At 37.2% G+C, this 17458-nt stretch carries 23 protein-coding genes; 15 read left to right on the top strand and 8 right to left on the bottom strand.

Annotated elements, in window-relative coordinates; translation table 11 throughout:
* Positions 1–44: 44 nt before the first annotated feature.
* The 7 genes from AC5YGI_RS13350 (at position 45) to AC5YGI_RS13320 (ending at position 3556) form a co-directional block, all read left to right on the top strand.
* A complete protein-coding gene (locus AC5YGI_RS13350; RefSeq protein WP_496168601.1) occupies positions 45–464 on the top strand; it encodes a DUF1801 domain-containing protein in 420 nt (139 codons plus the stop codon).
* A 91-nt stretch (positions 465–555) separates the two neighbouring features.
* The gene (locus AC5YGI_RS13345; RefSeq protein WP_411413536.1) at positions 556–939 is read left to right on the top strand and encodes a tetratricopeptide repeat protein; all 384 of its coding nucleotides are present in this window, start codon (positions 556–558) and stop codon (positions 937–939) included.
* A 28-nt stretch (positions 940–967) separates the two neighbouring features.
* Positions 968–1168, top strand: coding sequence for a YqaE/Pmp3 family membrane protein (locus AC5YGI_RS13340; protein ID WP_411413535.1), 201 nt, complete (start codon positions 968–970; stop codon positions 1166–1168).
* A gap of 162 nt (positions 1169–1330) precedes the next feature.
* Complete coding sequence (locus tag AC5YGI_RS13335; RefSeq protein ID WP_047378845.1) at positions 1331–1651, top strand: ArsR/SmtB family transcription factor; 321 nt, start codon at positions 1331–1333, stop codon at positions 1649–1651.
* A 35-nt stretch (positions 1652–1686) separates the two neighbouring features.
* The gene (locus AC5YGI_RS13330) at positions 1687–2190 is read left to right on the top strand and encodes an SRPBCC family protein (protein WP_330747483.1); all 504 of its coding nucleotides are present in this window, start codon (positions 1687–1689) and stop codon (positions 2188–2190) included.
* Positions 2191–2192: 2 nt separating this feature from the next.
* Positions 2193–2606, top strand: a complete 414-nt coding sequence (locus AC5YGI_RS13325) for an SRPBCC family protein (protein ID WP_330747484.1) — start codon at positions 2193–2195, stop codon at positions 2604–2606.
* Positions 2607–2824: 218 nt separating this feature from the next.
* A complete protein-coding gene (locus AC5YGI_RS13320; protein WP_496168596.1) occupies positions 2825–3556 on the top strand; it encodes a class I SAM-dependent methyltransferase in 732 nt (243 codons plus the stop codon).
* Between the two features lie 67 nt (positions 3557–3623).
* Here AC5YGI_RS13320 and AC5YGI_RS13315 read toward each other — a convergent pair whose 3' ends face one another.
* Both AC5YGI_RS13315 and AC5YGI_RS13310 read right to left on the bottom strand, forming a co-directional pair.
* Complete coding sequence (locus AC5YGI_RS13315; protein WP_330747485.1) at positions 3624–5030, bottom strand: MFS transporter; 1407 nt, start codon at positions 5028–5030, stop codon at positions 3624–3626.
* Between the two features lie 39 nt (positions 5031–5069).
* Positions 5070–5633: a TetR/AcrR family transcriptional regulator gene (locus tag AC5YGI_RS13310; RefSeq protein WP_330747486.1), complete on the bottom strand. Its 564-nt coding sequence runs from the start codon at positions 5631–5633 to the stop codon at positions 5070–5072.
* A 310-nt stretch (positions 5634–5943) separates the two neighbouring features.
* Between AC5YGI_RS13310 and AC5YGI_RS13305 the strand changes: the two genes are divergently transcribed.
* On the top strand, positions 5944–6567 hold the full coding sequence (locus tag AC5YGI_RS13305) for a hypothetical protein (RefSeq protein ID WP_202841106.1): 624 nt from the start codon (positions 5944–5946) through the stop codon (positions 6565–6567).
* Between the two features lie 95 nt (positions 6568–6662).
* Here the strand turns inward: AC5YGI_RS13305 and AC5YGI_RS13300 are convergent, their stop codons facing one another.
* Both AC5YGI_RS13300 and AC5YGI_RS13295 read right to left on the bottom strand, forming a co-directional pair.
* Positions 6663–7037: a hypothetical protein gene (locus tag AC5YGI_RS13300; protein ID WP_496168594.1), complete on the bottom strand. Its 375-nt coding sequence runs from the start codon at positions 7035–7037 to the stop codon at positions 6663–6665.
* Positions 7037–7171 carry a hypothetical protein gene (locus AC5YGI_RS13295; RefSeq protein WP_496168592.1) on the bottom strand — a complete coding sequence of 45 codons (135 nt, stop codon included), beginning with the start codon at positions 7169–7171 and terminating at the stop codon, positions 7037–7039. The genes AC5YGI_RS13300 and AC5YGI_RS13295 overlap by 1 nt, the downstream gene beginning before the upstream one ends.
* A 99-nt stretch (positions 7172–7270) precedes the next feature.
* Between AC5YGI_RS13295 and AC5YGI_RS13290 the strand changes: the two genes are divergently transcribed.
* From AC5YGI_RS13290 to AC5YGI_RS13260, 7 genes are all read left to right on the top strand, one after another.
* Positions 7271–7891 carry a TetR/AcrR family transcriptional regulator gene (locus tag AC5YGI_RS13290; protein ID WP_496168591.1) on the top strand — a complete coding sequence of 207 codons (621 nt, stop codon included), beginning with the start codon at positions 7271–7273 and terminating at the stop codon, positions 7889–7891.
* Entirely contained in the window at positions 7869–8363 is a 495-nt protein-coding gene (locus AC5YGI_RS13285; protein WP_496168589.1) for a GNAT family N-acetyltransferase, read from the top strand. Before AC5YGI_RS13290 ends, AC5YGI_RS13285 begins: the two co-directional genes overlap by 23 nt.
* A 10-nt stretch (positions 8364–8373) precedes the next feature.
* Positions 8374–9192 (top strand): helix-turn-helix domain-containing protein, encoded by an 819-nt coding sequence (locus AC5YGI_RS13280; RefSeq protein WP_496168587.1) that lies wholly within the window; start codon positions 8374–8376, stop codon positions 9190–9192.
* Positions 9193–9267: 75 nt separating this feature from the next.
* Complete coding sequence (locus AC5YGI_RS13275) at positions 9268–9858, top strand: NAD(P)H-dependent oxidoreductase (protein ID WP_496168585.1); 591 nt, start codon at positions 9268–9270, stop codon at positions 9856–9858.
* A gap of 479 nt (positions 9859–10337) precedes the next feature.
* The gene (tyrS, locus tag AC5YGI_RS13270) at positions 10338–11537 is read left to right on the top strand and encodes a tyrosine--tRNA ligase (RefSeq protein WP_496168583.1); all 1200 of its coding nucleotides are present in this window, start codon (positions 10338–10340) and stop codon (positions 11535–11537) included.
* A gap of 204 nt (positions 11538–11741) precedes the next feature.
* Complete coding sequence (locus AC5YGI_RS13265; protein WP_114820390.1) at positions 11742–12263, top strand: 3'-5' exoribonuclease domain-containing protein; 522 nt, start codon at positions 11742–11744, stop codon at positions 12261–12263.
* Positions 12264–12281: 18 nt separating this feature from the next.
* The gene (locus AC5YGI_RS13260; RefSeq protein WP_496168581.1) at positions 12282–12722 is read left to right on the top strand and encodes a GNAT family N-acetyltransferase; all 441 of its coding nucleotides are present in this window, start codon (positions 12282–12284) and stop codon (positions 12720–12722) included.
* Between the two features lie 168 nt (positions 12723–12890).
* Here the strand turns inward: AC5YGI_RS13260 and AC5YGI_RS13255 are convergent, their stop codons facing one another.
* From AC5YGI_RS13255 to AC5YGI_RS13240, 4 genes are read right to left on the bottom strand one after another with little or no spacing between them, the layout of a single operon-like run.
* Positions 12891–14402, bottom strand: coding sequence for a helix-hairpin-helix domain-containing protein (locus AC5YGI_RS13255; RefSeq protein ID WP_496168579.1), 1512 nt, complete (start codon positions 14400–14402; stop codon positions 12891–12893).
* A gap of 5 nt (positions 14403–14407) precedes the next feature.
* Positions 14408–15685, bottom strand: a complete 1278-nt coding sequence (locus tag AC5YGI_RS13250) for a PP2C family serine/threonine-protein phosphatase (protein ID WP_496168577.1) — start codon at positions 15683–15685, stop codon at positions 14408–14410.
* A complete protein-coding gene (locus AC5YGI_RS13245; RefSeq protein WP_330747503.1) occupies positions 15685–16728 on the bottom strand; it encodes a TerY-C metal binding domain-containing protein in 1044 nt (347 codons plus the stop codon). The genes AC5YGI_RS13250 and AC5YGI_RS13245 overlap by 1 nt, the downstream gene beginning before the upstream one ends.
* 17 nt (positions 16729–16745) lie before the next feature.
* Positions 16746–17384, bottom strand: a complete 639-nt coding sequence (locus AC5YGI_RS13240) for a vWA domain-containing protein (RefSeq protein WP_110010091.1) — start codon at positions 17382–17384, stop codon at positions 16746–16748.
* Positions 17385–17458 lie beyond the last annotated feature (74 nt).

Genomic DNA, 17458 nt, shown 5'->3' with positions numbered 1-17458 from the left:
TGTTTTAAATTAGCCGCTCGAAAACTTCAAATAATTCCTGATCCATGACCATTCAAGAACAAATCCACGACTATATCAACAGCCAGCCTGAAAAGAAACGTAATGATATGCTCGAGCTCCACCGCATCATTCTGGAGCTTATACCGGATGGCCAGCTGTGGTTTCTGGATGGTAAAGACAATGACAATAAAACAGTTTCCAATCCTAATATCGGGTATGGATTTTATACATTACAATATGCTGACGGAAAAACCAGAGATTTTTACCAGATTGGGATGAGTGCCAATACCACAGGGATTTCCATTTATATTATGAATATCAGTGACAAAACTTACCTTTCAAAAACGTATGGAGAAAAGATAGGTAAAGCTGTTGTAACGGGATATTGCATCAGGTTTAAAACTTTAAAAGATATTAATAGTGAAATATTGAAAGCAGCCATACTGGATGGACTCAAAGAATAATTTTTTTAATTCTGCAAAAAATAACAGATCATTTTCAGGAAAGCTAAATTTGTACAGGAAACGAATAGTATCCATTTTGTAATTCTAAATAATGAGCACGATAAAACAAAGATTAGAAAACGTAAAAAAACTTCAGGCTAAAAGATGGGAAAACGAAGATCACTGGGATACTTTAAACGATCTGCTGATCAGAGAGCTGGATGAAATTTTACTGATTGAGCCTGACAACACTCCGGCTTTAATTAATATAGGGGCTGTTTATTCCGATATGGGAGAAAATGAAAAAGCACTGGAATATTTAAATACAGCATTAAATTTAGGTTCTGAAGACAAAAATCTGTTTGTCAACCTTTCCATTGTGCTTGTTTATATGGGAAAACATCAGGAAGAGTATCTTGAATATCTTGAAGAAGCGGAGGACAAAACTGAAGATCCTCTTACTTTTAAAGCACATTTTGATCCTCAATCCCTTTAAAAAATCATTTAAATTAAAACTTACAATCATGTTACTGGCCATATTATTACCCTTTTTATCTTTTATCGTCCGTGGAAAAATTTTCACCGGAATCATCTGCCTGATTTTACAAATTACTCTTATCGGATGGCTTCCTGCGGCAATCTGGGCAGTTCTTTCTTTAAACAATGAAAGAGCTGACAAAAGAAATGACAGATTGATCAAAGCGATGCGGGAAAATAAAAAATAAAACCTGCTCAAACCCATACAAGCACCTGTTTTAAAAACAATTAACAGATATCATCTATTATTTCTTAGTTTTTGATTTGTAATTTTCATCAAAAAAAATTGCGAAACCGAAAAGTTGCGCATATATTTGCAACCATATGGTTTCATTTAAAAATCATCGTTTATGAGAAGAGATATTTTTCAGGCTATAGCAGATCCCACACGCCGGGCTATTATTGCACTGATTGCAGTACAGGCGATGACCCCCAATGCCATCGCAGAGCATTTTGATACCACCAGACAGGCTGTTTCAAAACATCTGAAAATTCTGACGGAATGTGAATTGGTAACCCAGAATCACCAGGGAAGAGAAATTTATTACTTTTTAGAAATTGATAAAATGAAAGAAATAGATCATTGGCTGGAACAATTCAGAAAGATATGGGAAAGCCGTTTCGAACAGCTTGACACGTTACTGGCAACCCTGAAAAGCCAGCAGAAATAAAGTTAATACAACAACCAAACTATAAAAATATTAATATGAAACATCATCTTCAGTTCGATTTTCTTGCAGACAAGGAAAAGAACACCCTTACGATCAGACGTGAATTTATGGCAAACCGGCAAATGGTTTGGGACTGTTACACAAAAAGTGAACTTCTAGACCGTTGGTTTGCTCCAAAACCGCTGACCACGAAAACAAAGTCAATGGAATTCCGTGAAGGCGGGCACTGGCATTATGCAATGGTAGAGCCTAATGGAACAGAATACTGGGGCTGGGTAAGCTACCACACGATAAACCCAATAGATTCTTATACATCAGGTGATGCTTTTTGTAATGAAAAAGGAGAAATCAACACCCATCTTCCTCAGGCAGAATGGACAGTAACTTTCACTGATAAAAATGAAAATACCCTTGTGGAAACAATCGTACGCTATCAGTCCTTAGCTGATCTGGAAACCATTATCGAAATGGGAATGGAACAGGGAATGATGGCAACTCTTGAAAAACTCGACGAATTACTATTAACATTAAAACCATAAAAATGAGCCACAAAATCACAGTTTCTGCCACCATCAATGCAGATGCACAAAAAGTATGGAATTATTACACCAACCCTGAACACATCACCCAGTGGAACTTTGCAGATCCTTCCTGGCAATGTCCATCTGCTTCCAATGATATGAAAGTCGGAGGAAAATATGCCGCAAGAATGGAAGCAAAAGACGGAAGTTTCGGTTTCGACTTTGAAGCTGTTTATAATGAAATAAAAGATGGGGAAAACTTTACCTATACTATGCCGGACGGAAGACAGGTACATGTTGACTTTAAAGAAAACAATGGCTACACCAATGTAGATGTTGCTTTTGATCCGGAAAGCGAGAATCCTGAAGACATGCAGAGAGGCGGCTGGCAGGCTATTCTTGATAATTTCAAAAAATATGCGGAATCGAATTAAAAATTTTCAATTGAGAGTTGATATAAAGCTGGATGTTCTACATTCAGCTTTTATTTTTCAGGGATCGGAAACCTCTCATCTCTGATATTGTCGTAAATTTATATTTCAAAATCTGGAATATCTGAGATTAATATCAGAAAGAACAGTAGTCTTTGATCCTTGTCAAAGTTTAAAACCTTTACAAGGATAGAGAATGAAGAACCCAATTTTTTGAAGCTATGAAAGAAAATAAATACGACAACCCTTCATTTTTTGATCAATACGAGAAAATGCTCCGTTCTCAGATAGGATTAGAGGGAGCAGGAGAATGGCACACCTTAAAAAATATGCTGCCTGATTTTCAGGGAAAAAATGTTCTTGACCTCGGCTGCGGTTTCGGATGGCATTGCCGCTATGCGATAGAACACGGAGCAAAATCTGTAACCGGAATTGATCTTTCAGAAAAAATGCTGGCAAAAGCTATGGAAATCAATAATCTTGAAGGAATTCAATATGAAAGAAAAGCCCTTGAAGATGTTGACTATCCTGCAGAACAATTTGACATCATATTGAGCTCTCTCACTTTACATTATGTAGAGTCATTCGATAACATTGCTCAAAATATTTATAAATGGCTTACACCCGGCGGATCTTTTGTATTTTCAGTAGAACATCCTGTTTTCACTGCAGAAGGCGGTCAGGACTGGATATATGATAAAAATGGTGAAAAAACCTGCTGGCCGGTAGACCGTTATTTTATAGAAGGAAAAAGGAACACTACTTTTCTGGGAGAACATGTCATCAAATATCACCGTACTTTAACATCTTATTTAAATACATTATTAAAAGCAGGTTTTAAAATCAAAGAAGTTATTGAACCTCAACCAGGCGAAGAGATGTTGAAAGAAATTCCGGAGATGAAAGAGGAACTCCGCAGACCAATGATGTTACTCATTTCAGCTGAAAAATAATTTTCAACCAGAAATTTGAATTTATTTCTCTTACAATCTGATGATCTATCAACGTTAAAATCCAGTATCATTTTCTGTTTCTCAGTTCCGGAAGAACATGATCCGGCACTTTAAGAATACAGATCATTACCAAAATCAGACAGAGAATATTAATCAGCAAAGCAACAGAGAAAGCATTGTGATAATGTTGTGCATCAGGTTTTTCTCCAAGAAAATAATAGAAAACACTTCCTACAGCAACAATTCCGATAATGGCAGCAATCTGCTGAAAGGTATTATAAACACCTGAGGCATTGCCAATCAGCTTTTCAGACATTCCGGACAGGGCTATATTGGCCAGGGAGGGAATAATTGATCCTATTCCCAATCCATGTAAAAATAACAGCAGACAAAAAACAGGAAAATTCGTCTGCCTATTGAATAAAAACAATTGAAGGATTAGGATAACCATAATAAAGCCAAGTCCTGCTATCAGGGATTTCTTTCCATATTTCAAAATCAGTTTTACAGAAACGAACGATGCCAGGATAAAACCTAACCCTTGAAAAACAATAATCTCCCCTGCGTCCAACGGGCTGATCTTTAATCCATTCTGAAAGAAAAGGGACAGAATATAAAAATAAGAATCCAGCATAATAAAAAAGAAAGAAACCGCTATGATTCCAAGATTAAAATTTTTACATCTGAATAGTTCAAAATCAATGAGATAAGAACGTTTATAGTGAATCCTTTTCTTCTGATTTTTTATAAAAGTGAATAAAATCCCGCCAGAAATCATCATTAAAGAAATATTTTTGAAATGCAGCCCTTCATGCTCAGATGTGGTTAAAGCATAAGTAGCACAGAACAATCCTGCAGAAAGAATCAGAACACCCGCCACATCAAAGGACTGTTTCACAGGAATTTTAGATTCTTCCAATAATTTCAAGGTAAGAAAAACTGCCGGCAGGCCAATTGGAATATTGATCAGAAAAATGAGTCTCCAGGGTTCATTCATCATGCTCAGAGAAGAAAAATAACCACCCAGAAACTGTCCCAAAACAGTTCCTATCCCAATAGTTATACCGTACCAGCCCATCGCTTTGGTCCGTTCATGATGATCCGGAAACAGAATCTGTATCATAGAAAGTACCTGGGGCGCCATCATTGCTGCACTGATTCCCTGTACAAATCTTGAAATAATCAACTGACCTGCTCCTGCAGAAAATCCGCACACCACCGAGCTTATCATAAAAGCCAATAACCCGATCATATAGATCTTTTTTCTCCCGTACAGATCACCCAATCGCCCTCCTGTAATGAGTAAAGAAGCAAAACCGATAAGATAAGCTGCAATCATCAGCTGCATTTCTCCGTTGGAAGCCTGAAGATCACGCTGTATGGAAGGTATGGATACATTCATGATAAAAATATCCATAATTATCAGCAACTGACCAAAAAGAACTACCAATAATTTCAAATACTTACGTTTCATTTTTATATAGATATATCTATTTTTTATAATTAAAAAAAATTAGGGTAATAAGCCCTGTATCATTTTTTTCATGTGATCAAATGAGTTGTTCTGCCTGTTGATTGTGGAAGTTACAACCGCTCCTTCTATTAAAAGGAAAATATTTTCTGTTATCAAATCCGGATCATTCAGCTTTGCTTCTGCTGTGTATTCGTTAACGATTGCTTTAATCAGTTCTTTTTGTTTTTCTTTATGTTGTTTTGCAAAAGCAGAAACGGCAGGATTTCCCTCTCCGATTTCAGAAACAATTTTAATGAAATGACAGCCTGCAAACTTTGAAGTCTGCTGGAGTTTCTTCCGGTAATCAATAAGCGCAAGAATCTTTTCTTTCGGGTTTGAAATTTTGGATGTGGTGCTTTCAAATCCTTCAAACCATTCATGCTCTTCTTTAACCAGATAAGCCCGGAGAAGATCATTTTTAGATGAAAAGTGATTGTACAAAGAGCCAATCGCAATGCCAGCCTCCGCAATGATCTGATTGATTCCCGTTGAGTTGTAGCCTTGTTTATAAAACAAATCTGAAGCAACCCTGATAATCCTTTCACGTACTTTTTCCTTTTTCATCTTGAAAATTTTTACAAATGTAGATAAAAAAAATAGATAAGTCTATCTATTTTTAAAATTGAGATAAAAACTTTATTTTTAGAAGATCAATACAATCTGTTCAAAATGAAGGTTCTGTTTTTTACGCCAAAAGAATTGATGAAAATATGAATTTGCAGCAGCAGAGTTCGAAGACCCGGAAGGAAACAGAATTGCAATGCAAAAAACAGTACAACAGCATACCATTCATTGCATATTATTTTTTTTAATACAGTTGATGCATATTTTGTATATTTAAACAACCATTTGAAATCTAATTTGGTAAATAACTATGGCGGAAGAACTATATTTCATCAAGACCAATCCCACTATTGCCAAAATTAATTTGTACAATAAGCTCAGCCGTGAAGAAGAACATATTCTGAAATTTCTTCAGCCTGAAGCGAAAAACAGCCTTGAAACCATTAAAGAAAAAGTAAAAAGTTCTGTTGAAGAGCTTACTCAGGAAGAACTTCTGCTTATTTTTCAATGGTTTCACAAAGTATATTCTTCAGATCACGAAGAGACCAAAACACAGCTTTTCATCAATGGTATCGATCTTTTTTATGAAATTCCAACAACCGTTCATGCCGAGAATTTCCTTCAGATCCTTTCCGATTATGAAAAACTGCTGAAACAGGACATGAATTATATTGTGGATGCTAAAAATTTCAATCAATTTCTGATCTACGGAATATTTCTGACAGAGATGATCAACAGAAAACAAAATTCTGATAATATCCTTTGTGAATATCTGAAGCCGGATAACCAGTCTTTGTACCTTCTGGCAGAAGACCAATGTGGCTTGAAAGATTTTGATCCTGCCATCATCCCGGATCTTCAGCATTACTTTACCGATCTTTATGATCTGACCAGATTTTATAAGGGATCTATCATCAAGCTTGAACAGGAATAGAAAATTATGCGGTTTATGTAACATCCTGCAATCAATAATTGTCTTTTATAGTATTGAACCAGGATAAAAACTATAACACAGCCGGCAGTCTCCTTTTACCGTGCAGAACTGCTGGCTTTTTTATATATCTGCTTTACTGCAAAAAGATAGTACCCCACTCCTCCTGCAACATAAGCCACCACATCAAAAAAATCTCCGGTAAAATGAGTTGATAGTTTTGGGCAGAGCACTTCAAATAAAAAAGATAGATACAGCACTGAGGTCAACACAAACTTCAAATCAGGTTTCCATTGATATCCAAGAATCCCATTCATGATATATTCTATCAGATAACAATACATGGGAATTGTAATACAATCTGTAAAATGGTCATTGATAACTGGAATAATAATTCCGTTTCTTCTCAGCAGAATAATAAGTGCCCATGCTGCAAGTCCCAGCAGGAACCAAAAGGAAATTCTTTTTTTCATCACATATGCAAAACAGCCATTATTACTCCGAGAATGACCTGCAGTATTTTTGATATAACTTCCCCAGGATCTGTTTTACTTTCTTGATCAGTATTTTCAGCTGATGTATAATTGAATTTCTGTTTACCTTCCATTGTCATAAGATTTGATACTGCAAAGATATCAAATTAGAACAATTGTTCTAATTTTAAAAATATGATTTATTTCCACTCTGATATTCTTATCTTTGGGTTATGAAGACCAAGGATAAAATTCTGTCTAAAGCACTGGAATTATTTAATGATAAAGGGTATAACAATATTACCACAAGGCATATTGCGGCTGAACTGCACATCAGTGCAGGAAATCTGCATTATCATTTCAAACATTCTGAAGACATCATTACAATCCTATTCTCAGAGCTTACCCTGGAAATGGATGAGCTGCTGAACCAGATGAAAAAAAAGGAAAATAAAAGTCTGGACGACCTTTATCAGTTTACCTATTCTACCTGTGAAATTTTTTATTCTTACCGTTTTATATTTATTAATTTTATAGATATTCTGAACCGGAATCCTGACATCAAAGCCAATTATGAAGGGATTAATTTCAGCAGAAAAGAGGAATTTCAAATGATCTTTTCAGATCTTCAGAAGAACAATATATTTTTGAAAGATGTACCTCATTTTATTTTAGATGGTCTTGTTGAGCAGATTTTCATCATTGCCGACAACTGGCTTACCCATAACAGGCTTATTTTGAAACTCAGTCCGAAAGAAGCCATTCAGCATTATACCCTTCTGCAGATGAATCTTTTCTACCCACTTCTCAATAAAGAACAGCAAAAACTTTATGAACAGCAATACATCAGATAATCATATCATCCTCAGAAAAGGAATTTACAATGATCTTCCGGAAATGCTGCAGCTGTTTACGGCAACAATAGATGAGGTATGCAAAAAAGATTATGATCTACAACAGCTCGAAGCCTGGAAATCCGGTGCAGAGAACGAAGAAAGATGGAGACAAGTGATCAGAGATCAATACGCTGTTGTAGCTGTCATAGAGAATAAAATAGCCGGTTTCTGTACACTCGATCAGGGAAATTATATTGATCTGCTTTTTGTACACAAAGATTTTCAGCACAAAGGAATCGCAACTATGCTTTACCATCATATTGAGAAAAAAGCTTTGCTGAATAATGAGAAAGAACTTACCGCTGATGTCAGTAAAACGGCCAGATCCTTTTTTCAAAAAACAGGTTTTCAGGTGATTCAGGAGCAGACTGTTCATGTAAAAGGAATTGCTATGACCAACTATAAAATGATAAAACACCTCATCATTTAATTTCAGGCTTATGGAATTACGTTCAGAATATAACGAGTACAGAATTTCAGTTCCACAGGAATTTGAAAGTGTATTTACTCATTTCTATTTTGCTGAAAATGCTTCTGAAACCTCCATTACCAAAACACTTTTGCCTACTTATCAGACAATTCTGTTATTTTGTTTTGGAGAAGATGCTACGATGTTTACGCGGGAAAAAACGATGATAAGTGTGGACAAATGCATGGTATTCGGACCGGTAAGACAAGCTTTTGAATATACACTTCCCGCAGGATGCTCTATTTTGGTTGCCAATTTTAAGGATGATGCATTCTTCAGATTTTTTGGAAAAATATCTATTGAACAATCGGTAAAACATCCGGATGAATTACTGGAAGAAAATTGTTTTACAGACCTTTGGCATCAGCTTACAAGATTAGATTCAGTCACAAAGCAGGTAGATTACATTCTTGAATTCTGTAAACCTTATCTGCAGGATCGGGACATTACAGGACAGCTTTTGAGCAGTTTTGAGAATGATCTGTTAAATCCCGTTAAAGTAATTGCAGAACAGACTCAGCAGACAGAAAGAAACATCCAGCGAAAGCAGAAAGAGCAGTTTGGCTATTCTTTAAAAGAACTTACCCGCTACAACCGTTTTTTAAAAGCAATACAAATCATTGAAAAGGAAACAGAAAGGCAAAACCCTGTCAAGTGGTTTACGATCATTGATGAATGTGGCTATTATGATCAGAGCCAGCTTATCCATGATTTTAAGCATTTTATCAACATTTCACCGTCTCAGTATTTAAAATTCCAGCAGGAAATCTGTAATCCCAGGTCCGGATAGACCGTATCGTTTTCTTACAATTTTTGAAAAGAGCACTGTGCTACTTTTGTCTCATTAATCTTAACAATCAAAACAATGAGACATTTAATCATTTACGCACATCCTAATGAAAACAGTTTAAATCATCATCTTTTAAACACAGTTGTTGAAACCCTTCAGCTCCGTAACGAGGAAGTTGTTGTGAGAGATCTTTATACCATAGGCTTTGATCCTGTACTTTCACTGGAAGACATGCAGGGACAGCGTGTAGGAAAAGTTTCGGATGATGTAAAAACCGAACAGGAACATATTTCATGGGCAGAACAGATTACTTTTATCTACCCAATCTGGTGGACCGGACTTCCTGCGATAATGAAAGGATATATAGACCGTGTTTTCAGTTATGGTTTTGCTTACCGATATGACCAGGGTATACAGAAAGGGCTTCTGGAAGGTAAAAAGACGGTGATTATCAATACTCATGGAAAATCTCATGAAGAATATGAAAAAACAGGAATGGATAAAGCATTGACATTAACTTCTGACAATGGCATTTTTATCTATTCAGGGCTTGAAATTATCAGGCATTTATTTTTTGATAAAGCAGATAAAGCTTCTCCCGAAAATCTGGAAATCTGGAAAGGTCAGATTAGAAATTTATACTCTGAACATGTTCTTAACTATTAATTTTTTTCATGAAAACAATGATAGAAAAACAGAGAATATGCCTATTTTAAAGACTTCTTATCAGGTGACAAAGAAAATAATAAAATACAGTTTTTACATCTTTGTCCTGTATTTTATTTTTAAGGAATTTATGGCATGAAATTAGCTTCAAAAACCGCAAGTAAAATTGTTTTGAACCATTATTTTAAGCCATTAAGATTGATGGATGGTTAAGTTTTTCTTTTAAAACAAATCTTGTTATAACCCTGCAATGCGTCTTAATGGTTTAAATATTGGATCCTCAGGAAATTCCTGTATATTTGCATCACAATGAAACATCTGAACAGTATATTACGTCTTCCATTCTTCAGTGAATATTACACTCCGGGCTATCGTTCGGGAAGACTTTCTATATCTGTAATCCAATAAAAATAATCTAACGTATATATAGAGCCCGGACAGTACCTGTCCGGGCTTTTTTCATTTTAAAACTATTCAACATGATTCATCCATTACAAGAAAATGTGGCTATCATCCTGCCTGAAAACGGGCTGGAAGAAAAACTGGCTGTGGCCTCTAAAGAAAACAGAAAACTTTCCATCAAACTGGGTTTTGACCCCACGGCTCCGGATCTGCATCTGGGACATGCGGTAGTCCTGAAAAAGCTGAAACAGTTTCAGGATCTGGGGCATCAGATCATTATTGTTGTAGGAAGTTTTACAGCAAGGATTGGCGATCCTACAGGAAAAAATAAAGCAAGAAAACCATTGAGCGCTGAGGATGTTCAGCATAATGCCCAGACTTACATCAATCAGCTTTCAAAGGTTATTGATGTAGAGAAGACGAAGATTGTTTTCAATTCTGACTGGCTGGATGCTCTTGATTTTTCTGAGGTCATCCAACTGCTTTCAAAAGTGACCGTAGCTCAATTGATGCACCGAAATGATTTTAATAAAAGGTTTACAGAAAATACACCTATTGCCATGCATGAATTGGTTTACCCGATTCTTCAGGGTTTTGATTCTGTAAAAATTGAGTGCGATATCGAGATGGGAGGCACAGACCAGCTGTTCAACTGCACGATGGGAAGACAGCTTCAGGAGGTGCATCAAATGCCCGCTCAGATTGTCATGTGTATGCCCTTACTGAGAGGTCTTGACGGAAAAGAAAAAATGAGTAAATCTCTGAATAATATTATTGGATTGACGGACGAACCCAATGAAATGTTTGGAAAAACCATGTCTATTCCAGATACTTTGATTGAAGAGTTTATCAATCTTACTACCGATTTTTCTATGGAAGAAAAAACAGCCATTTTTTCCCGGTTAAACGAAGGCGAAAACCCAATGAATATTAAAAAAATCATTGCTAAAAATATCGTCAGCCAGTACCATGATTCTACTTCAGCTGAAGATGCAGAACAGTTCTTTATCAACCAGTTTCAGAATAAAAATTTTGAAGAGAAAGTGTATGAACCTGTAGCTATCGGTTCATTGAAAAGTATGGAGAACAGAATTTCCCTCGTTGAACTGTGTCATCAGCTTAAAAATGACCTCAGCAAATCGGCCATCCGGAGATTAATTGAGAATGGAGGCGTTCAGATCAATACAATCAAAATAACGGACTCAAATGAAGAAATGGAACTGATCCCTCAAACGAAAATAAAAATCGGGAAAAGGGGCTTTTTTGAGTTAGTATAAGGATGGAAGATGGGAGGTGGAGTTTATTTAAGACAATGAACTTATGGAGGTTGATGATTGAGATATTTTTGAAAATATTCATTCATTTAAAAACACCGAAGTTATTTATGAAACAAAAAGTAACTTCCAGCTTCCTTCCTCCCGCTTCCATCTTCCATCTCTCAGCATATTTCAATATCTTCGTCCTGTTAAAAACTATTTCCAATGAGCTACATCATGGTTGACATAGAGTCGGACGGCCCGATTCCCGGGGATTTTTCTATGGTCTGTTTCGGAGCAGTCCTCGTGAATGAGGAACTGGACACTACTTTTTATGGAAAATTAAAGCCTGTTTCTGAGAAGTTCAATCCTGATGCTTTAGCAGTTTCGGGCTTCAGCAGAGAAGAAACAATGAGTTTTGACGATCCTGAAACCGTAATGCTGGCCTTTGAAGACTGGATTAAAACCCATTCCAAAGGTAGACCTATTTTCATCAGTGATAATAACGGTTTCGACTGGATGTTTATCTGCTGGTATTTTCATCATTTTATCGGAAGGAATCCTTTTGGCTTTTCTTCCCGAAGACTTTCTGATCTGTACTGCGGACTGGAAAAAGATACTTTTGCCCAATGGAAGCATCTCCGCAAAACGGAACACACGCACAATCCGGTTGACGATGCCAGAGGAAATGCCGAAGTTTTATTGCACATGAAAGAAGAAATGGGACTAAAAATTGCATTAAAGTAAGAACTCTAATTTTTGAATATGAATCCTGATCTGCATTACAAACAAGCTGATGAAACTGACATTGATTTTCTTCTCAATCTCAGAATGAAAACCATGAATCCTCATTATGAAAGTTCCGGGCTTTCTACAGACAGAGAAACAACCCTTCAAAGAGTTTTGTATCAGTTTGAAAAAGCCAATATTATTTTTTTAAACAATAAACCCATGGGGCTGTTAAAAGTAGACAGAACGTTTACGAATATTGAGGTGCTGCAGCTTCAGATTGATCCCAGTCAACAGGGCAAAGGGCTTGGAAAAAGGATTTTGTCTGATATTTTAGAAGAAGCTTCATTAGCTGGAAAAACGGTTTCATTAAGTGTTTTAAAGACCAATAAAGCACAACATCTTTATCAAAGTCTTGGGTTCAGAATTGTGGGGGAAGACCAGTATTCTTATTTTATGGAAACGGAAAGACAATAGATGCTTTTTTTAAGTTTTGACTAAAGCCGTTGAATGTTCCCTTTGATTTAAACACAAATCTCACAAATAAATGAGCACAAATGGCCACAATCATCTGTGAGATTCTTCATTACATTTCATTCCATTCAGAATGACACTCCGGAACAAGCCTTGATTATCCGTTAGTCTTTACTGGTTTGCCATGGTTACGTAAATCAATCTTCCGCCTTCTTGTGAGGAAAGCAGTATTTTTTTACCATCGGTAAGTTCAACCATAGAGCCTGGTGGAATTTCTTTCTGTTCTGTGACATCCTTCATTCCTGATAAGCTCTGGTTGACCAATACCCATCTTCCCTGGTGGAACGTAAAATATCCTACCGGCATTTTATCCTGCAGCGTCAGATTTTCATTGCGTATCACTTTCCTGGAAACATGCCATTTGAAAAGATACTGATTATGATAAACCATGAGCCTGTGATTTTCCGGTTTCCAGACCTCATCATCAAATTTAAAATATAAGTCTAAAACGGGTAATGTTCCCTGATGTGGTGTTCCGCAAAACGGACATTTGGGATTACTCGTATTATCAAAGACGTACCATTTTTCTGTACAATCCGGATTAAGACATGGTTGGATCAGATCTACGGTTTTCAGTAAAGCAGTTTCCCACTCATTGGCCGTGGGACGTCTGATGGGATCATGTAATCCGTCTACGAATGTTTTCCTGAACAGTTCTGAAATATATGGCCCTGTAACGGTATATGGAATCTTTTGAGGATCTCCCCAGAATGCATCCCATTTTCTGAGATGATCGGACTTCACATGGTTGGAATTATTTTGCGGATGTTCTACAAACATTGCTTTTTCTCCCATGGACAGAATTTCATCTTTTTCAGAATCCAGATCCCAGATTTTACCTCCACGCAGCGGATGCCTTCTCAGCAGATACATATAAATGAGAACCGCAAGAGCATGCAGGTCTGTTTTTTGATTGGGTAAATGCCTGTCCGGATCCTGAAGTTTCAGATGTTGGGTTTTTAAAACTTCCGGCGCAATAAAATCAGAAGTTCCTATCACTTCCGGTGGAAAGAGTTTGGGTACCACAAGGCCGTCAATATCTATGATACAGGCAGATTTTGTGACAGGATCCACCAGAATATTATTGTAAGATAAATCGGAATGTGCAAGCCCCATCTGATGCAGCTTTTTCACTCCCCGGCTGATATTGACTGCAATCTGAAAATAGCTCAGCCAATCTCCAAGCTCCGACTGATCCAGTCTTAAAGGGTATTGCTGATTCCTGAACATAGGAGCTGTAAACCACTTCCCCACTTTATCCTGTCCCTGGATATTATCCGAACCGATATAACCTTTGGCAAAATAAAATTTATGGTGATAAACAGGAACTACAATTCCTGTGAGTTTATTTCTTTCAACAATATCATAAGGCCATCTGAATATTTCGTTCAGGAAGTATTCTGAAGCATTTCCACTCTGTATACTTTGCAGATAAGTGGAAACAATTCTCATGATCCTTTCTTTTTGTCCTTCATCCAGCGGATTCCGGTAAAAAGCAACTACATATTCTTTATCAGGCGAAAAATAAACATCTTTCACCCCGCCCCGGATAGGGTTTTCATCTACATATTCATAGGATTTGGCTGTGTCCAGAACAGAAACAACCTTAATGGTCTTTTTCATTCGTATTAATAGATTATTGCCAATGTACGGTCATCGTGGTTTCCTCTGCTCCAGAAATCGCTCCAGATTAAAAGTTCTTCATCAATCTTTTCATCATTGATAAAATCTGCTTTCGCCCTGTCATCATTATTTCCGGCTAGGTCTTCAAAAAGTGCTTTCCAGCTTGTTGTATCTTCCAGTTTGTTTTCGGTGGTAAATTTAGGATCATAAATACCATCTGTCATTAGCACCAGATAAGAAAAATCTTCTACACAGGTAATCCGGAAACGGGAAGCTATTGTATCATTAAAAATTTCTTTCATGGTGATGAAACGTGTCCCTCCACCAAATTCTCCCACATCCATCCGGTTTAAAAGCTTAACTTCAGAAAAGTCTGTGTTAATAAGATTGATCGGGCAGTCTCCCACTCCAAAGCTCAGAATGACATATCCGAAACTGAACTTTTTAAGTAAAGTAAAAATAAGAGTAGCATGCAGATCATTTATTGAAAGGGTATTTTCTGCTGCGGCTTTTTCTAATGTGTGATAAACATGTAAAACACCTTCTGATAAGATATTGATGATATCCTGCTTGGCTTTCAATTGTTCTTCATCAGAAAACTGATTGATATATAAAACATTGATGTTATTTTCAATCTGATTTAAAATTTCCTGTGAGTTAAAAAACCGGTTGATCGTTTCCGTTGCCAGTCTGGAACCTTCTCTTGCAGCTTTTGCTGAGCCCGCTCCATCTGAAACAGCAATAATATTCCAGCCATCGTGAAGCCTATTTACAGCAAAATCGTCTTCACGAAATTTGCCTTCATGCGCATGGGAACGTCCTCTTTTGGAAGCCACCACAATTTTTTTGTCTGAAAAAGAACCTTTGAATGAGTCTTCTTCCGGTTTATAAAAAGCGGCGTTTGTATCGCTTGGAATATTCTTCCATAAATCTTTGGGATCTGCATTGACGAAGAGCTGTATTTTCTTTGTTTCAATCTGATGCTGATCATGAATATGATAAAACTGAATATCCAGATGATACATATTATTGGTAACCGGGACTCCTGAGATTCTATTGTTTTCAAAAGTAAGCCCTGCTTCTTCAATGTTTCCGATATTCTGAATCTGTATGTTCGGGAAATCTTCCATATCGAAAGTGAATTCATAGAAGTGCTTTGCACTGGCATTTTTCAATACCCAATGAGCATCTTTGAACTCTTCTTTTTCTTTAAAAACAACAGCCTGTTGCATCGTCTTTGGTTTGGATTCTGCGGCAGACTTCCTGAAAAATTTCCCCATCATTAGCCCAGCGTTCGGTTAATATCAAATCCTCCTCCAGAAAATCCGTAATAATCCGAAGTTCCACACCAAGGACATTTGCTGTATCCTTCTCCTCTCAGACAGTGTATACCTCCACACGAGCAGGTAGCTAATGCAATGGGATTGGCACAGTGCGGGCATGAAGTTCCTCCGTCCAGTTCTTCGATATTGATTTTAAGATGCGTTTTCTGATTGGAAGAAAGTCTGTAGTAGGCTTTTTCATCAATTTTATACGCTCCGTCCAATCTGTAATATCTTGTAGCCATTCCCGGTATGCTTGATTCTGCGAACGCTTTTTTAAACTTCATCAGATAAAGCTTTTCCGTTTCCTGGCATTTTCCGTTCAATACTACAAAATTATTATCCGGGAATCTCTGTTCCATTTCTGGATCTACTTTCTCCAGAATCATGGAATCTATTTTAGACAAATTAATTCCTTCTTTTTTGGCTTCTGTGACACTCTGGCTGGTTGTTTTAATAGAATCTGTTACCCATTTGAAAAACTCTTTGTAAGAATTCTCATCAGAATTATTGAAGAGTAAAACGTTATCCGCCAGAGAACCTAGAAGTTTATAATTCGTATTTTCACCTATAGATACGGCAATGGTATTAGATTTTCCGTTGTATTTGGTATTCCATCTTTCAATGGCTTTGGTGGCATCATCAGTGGGCACTCCGTCTGTAAACAGGAAGACGATAGGTTTCCAGTCGCCTTTTCTTTCATACGTTGTTTTCACAATATCCCTGTCAATACAATCCATTAGTTTAATTAGACCCTGGGAAAGTGACGTACCACTTCCGACCGGAATTTTAGGCGGATAAAAACTGATAATATCCTGCATCGGCGTAATGACTTCAGCTTCTCCCGCAAAACCAATCACGGAAATATAAACGGTTTCAAGTGAATAAGGATCTTTTTTTAATTCCCTGATGATATTGGCGATCCCTTCCTGCACCTGCTCAATAGGTTCTCCTACCATAGATTCGGAGACATCTACTAAAAAATAAATAGGCAGTCTTCTCATGCTGTAAAGACAATTTTTTAAATAATAATAGTAAGCTCCGATGGCGGCGGAGGTAATGTGATGTTTTCTCCTGTATTCTGCGATTGTCCTCCCTGTGTAATGGAGGAGCTCACCCATTTGAAAAAAGAAGAAAGGGTAATGGCATCTGTAGTATCAAGCTTTACCACATGATCTGTGAGTTCCTTCAGAAACTTTTCATCAGCTTTCGGGCCTGCTGCACATCCTACGATGGCACCAAATTCCAGTCCTCTGATCACAGGGATCATCTGCCTGTATTTTTGAATATCCGAAGGTTTTCCATCCGTAAATATAAAAAGCAGAGGCTGCCAGTCTCCCTTTGTATCGGCAGATTCTTTTACAATTTCTTTCTGCATCAATTCTGAAACCATTTCCAGGGCTGCTCCTGTATGCGTCGGGCCACTGTCCGGACAGGTAATTTCCATGGGATAAAAGCTCGCCAGGTCTGTTAAGGGTATCATATTTTTAACGTCTCTATCGAAGGTAATAACGCTCAAATGCAGGCTGTCCATTGCCTGCGGATCTGCACGGAGCATACTGATAAGGCCGTTGAAACCATTATTCAGGGCCTGAATAGGCTCTCCGTTCATGGAACCTGATGTATCTAATAAAAAATAAGCTAATAATCTCCTGCTCATTATAGATAAGTATTAATTCTGAAGCGGTCGGCGGAAGTCTCCGACTTCCGCCGACCGCTTTTATTATAGTTTAA

The organism is Chryseobacterium sp. CS3K3.1, from assembly GCF_059515165.1.
Note: the sequence above shows the minus strand (reverse complement) of the source record. Positions and strands in the feature narration are given on the sequence as shown.

What these genes read in the sequence shown, in the direction of transcription:
- AC5YGI_RS13340 (WP_411413535.1), top strand. Translation starts at nt 968, where the DNA reads ATGTTACTGGCCATATTATTACCCTTTTTATCTTTTATCGTCCGTGGA.
- AC5YGI_RS13255 (WP_496168579.1), bottom strand. Translation starts at nt 14,402, where the DNA reads ATGAAAAAGACCATTAAGGTTGTTTCTGTTCTGGACACAGCCAAATCC.
- AC5YGI_RS13350 (WP_496168601.1), top strand. Translation starts at nt 45, where the DNA reads ATGACCATTCAAGAACAAATCCACGACTATATCAACAGCCAGCCTGAA.
- AC5YGI_RS13260 (WP_496168581.1), top strand. Translation starts at nt 12,282, where the DNA reads ATGAATCCTGATCTGCATTACAAACAAGCTGATGAAACTGACATTGAT.
- AC5YGI_RS13265 (WP_114820390.1), top strand. Translation starts at nt 11,742, where the DNA reads ATGAGCTACATCATGGTTGACATAGAGTCGGACGGCCCGATTCCCGGG.
- AC5YGI_RS13320 (WP_496168596.1), top strand. Translation starts at nt 2,825, where the DNA reads ATGAAAGAAAATAAATACGACAACCCTTCATTTTTTGATCAATACGAG.
- AC5YGI_RS13335 (WP_047378845.1), top strand. Translation starts at nt 1,331, where the DNA reads ATGAGAAGAGATATTTTTCAGGCTATAGCAGATCCCACACGCCGGGCT.
- AC5YGI_RS13295 (WP_496168592.1), bottom strand. Translation starts at nt 7,171, where the DNA reads ATGGAAGGTAAACAGAAATTCAATTATACATCAGCTGAAAATACTGAT.
- AC5YGI_RS13250 (WP_496168577.1), bottom strand. Translation starts at nt 15,685, where the DNA reads ATGATGGGGAAATTTTTCAGGAAGTCTGCCGCAGAATCCAAACCAAAG.
- AC5YGI_RS13345 (WP_411413536.1), top strand. Translation starts at nt 556, where the DNA reads ATGAGCACGATAAAACAAAGATTAGAAAACGTAAAAAAACTTCAGGCT.
- AC5YGI_RS13240 (WP_110010091.1), bottom strand. Translation starts at nt 17,384, where the DNA reads ATGAGCAGGAGATTATTAGCTTATTTTTTATTAGATACATCAGGTTCC.
- AC5YGI_RS13315 (WP_330747485.1), bottom strand. Translation starts at nt 5,030, where the DNA reads ATGAAACGTAAGTATTTGAAATTATTGGTAGTTCTTTTTGGTCAGTTG.
- AC5YGI_RS13310 (WP_330747486.1), bottom strand. Translation starts at nt 5,633, where the DNA reads ATGAAAAAGGAAAAAGTACGTGAAAGGATTATCAGGGTTGCTTCAGAT.
- AC5YGI_RS13290 (WP_496168591.1), top strand. Translation starts at nt 7,271, where the DNA reads ATGAAGACCAAGGATAAAATTCTGTCTAAAGCACTGGAATTATTTAAT.
- AC5YGI_RS13330 (WP_330747483.1), top strand. Translation starts at nt 1,687, where the DNA reads ATGAAACATCATCTTCAGTTCGATTTTCTTGCAGACAAGGAAAAGAAC.
- AC5YGI_RS13245 (WP_330747503.1), bottom strand. Translation starts at nt 16,728, where the DNA reads ATGAGAAGACTGCCTATTTATTTTTTAGTAGATGTCTCCGAATCTATG.
- AC5YGI_RS13280 (WP_496168587.1), top strand. Translation starts at nt 8,374, where the DNA reads ATGGAATTACGTTCAGAATATAACGAGTACAGAATTTCAGTTCCACAG.
- tyrS (WP_496168583.1), top strand. Translation starts at nt 10,338, where the DNA reads ATGATTCATCCATTACAAGAAAATGTGGCTATCATCCTGCCTGAAAAC.
- AC5YGI_RS13285 (WP_496168589.1), top strand. Translation starts at nt 7,869, where the DNA reads ATGAACAGCAATACATCAGATAATCATATCATCCTCAGAAAAGGAATT.
- AC5YGI_RS13300 (WP_496168594.1), bottom strand. Translation starts at nt 7,037, where the DNA reads ATGAAAAAAAGAATTTCCTTTTGGTTCCTGCTGGGACTTGCAGCATGG.
- AC5YGI_RS13275 (WP_496168585.1), top strand. Translation starts at nt 9,268, where the DNA reads ATGAGACATTTAATCATTTACGCACATCCTAATGAAAACAGTTTAAAT.
- AC5YGI_RS13325 (WP_330747484.1), top strand. Translation starts at nt 2,193, where the DNA reads ATGAGCCACAAAATCACAGTTTCTGCCACCATCAATGCAGATGCACAA.
- AC5YGI_RS13305 (WP_202841106.1), top strand. Translation starts at nt 5,944, where the DNA reads ATGGCGGAAGAACTATATTTCATCAAGACCAATCCCACTATTGCCAAA.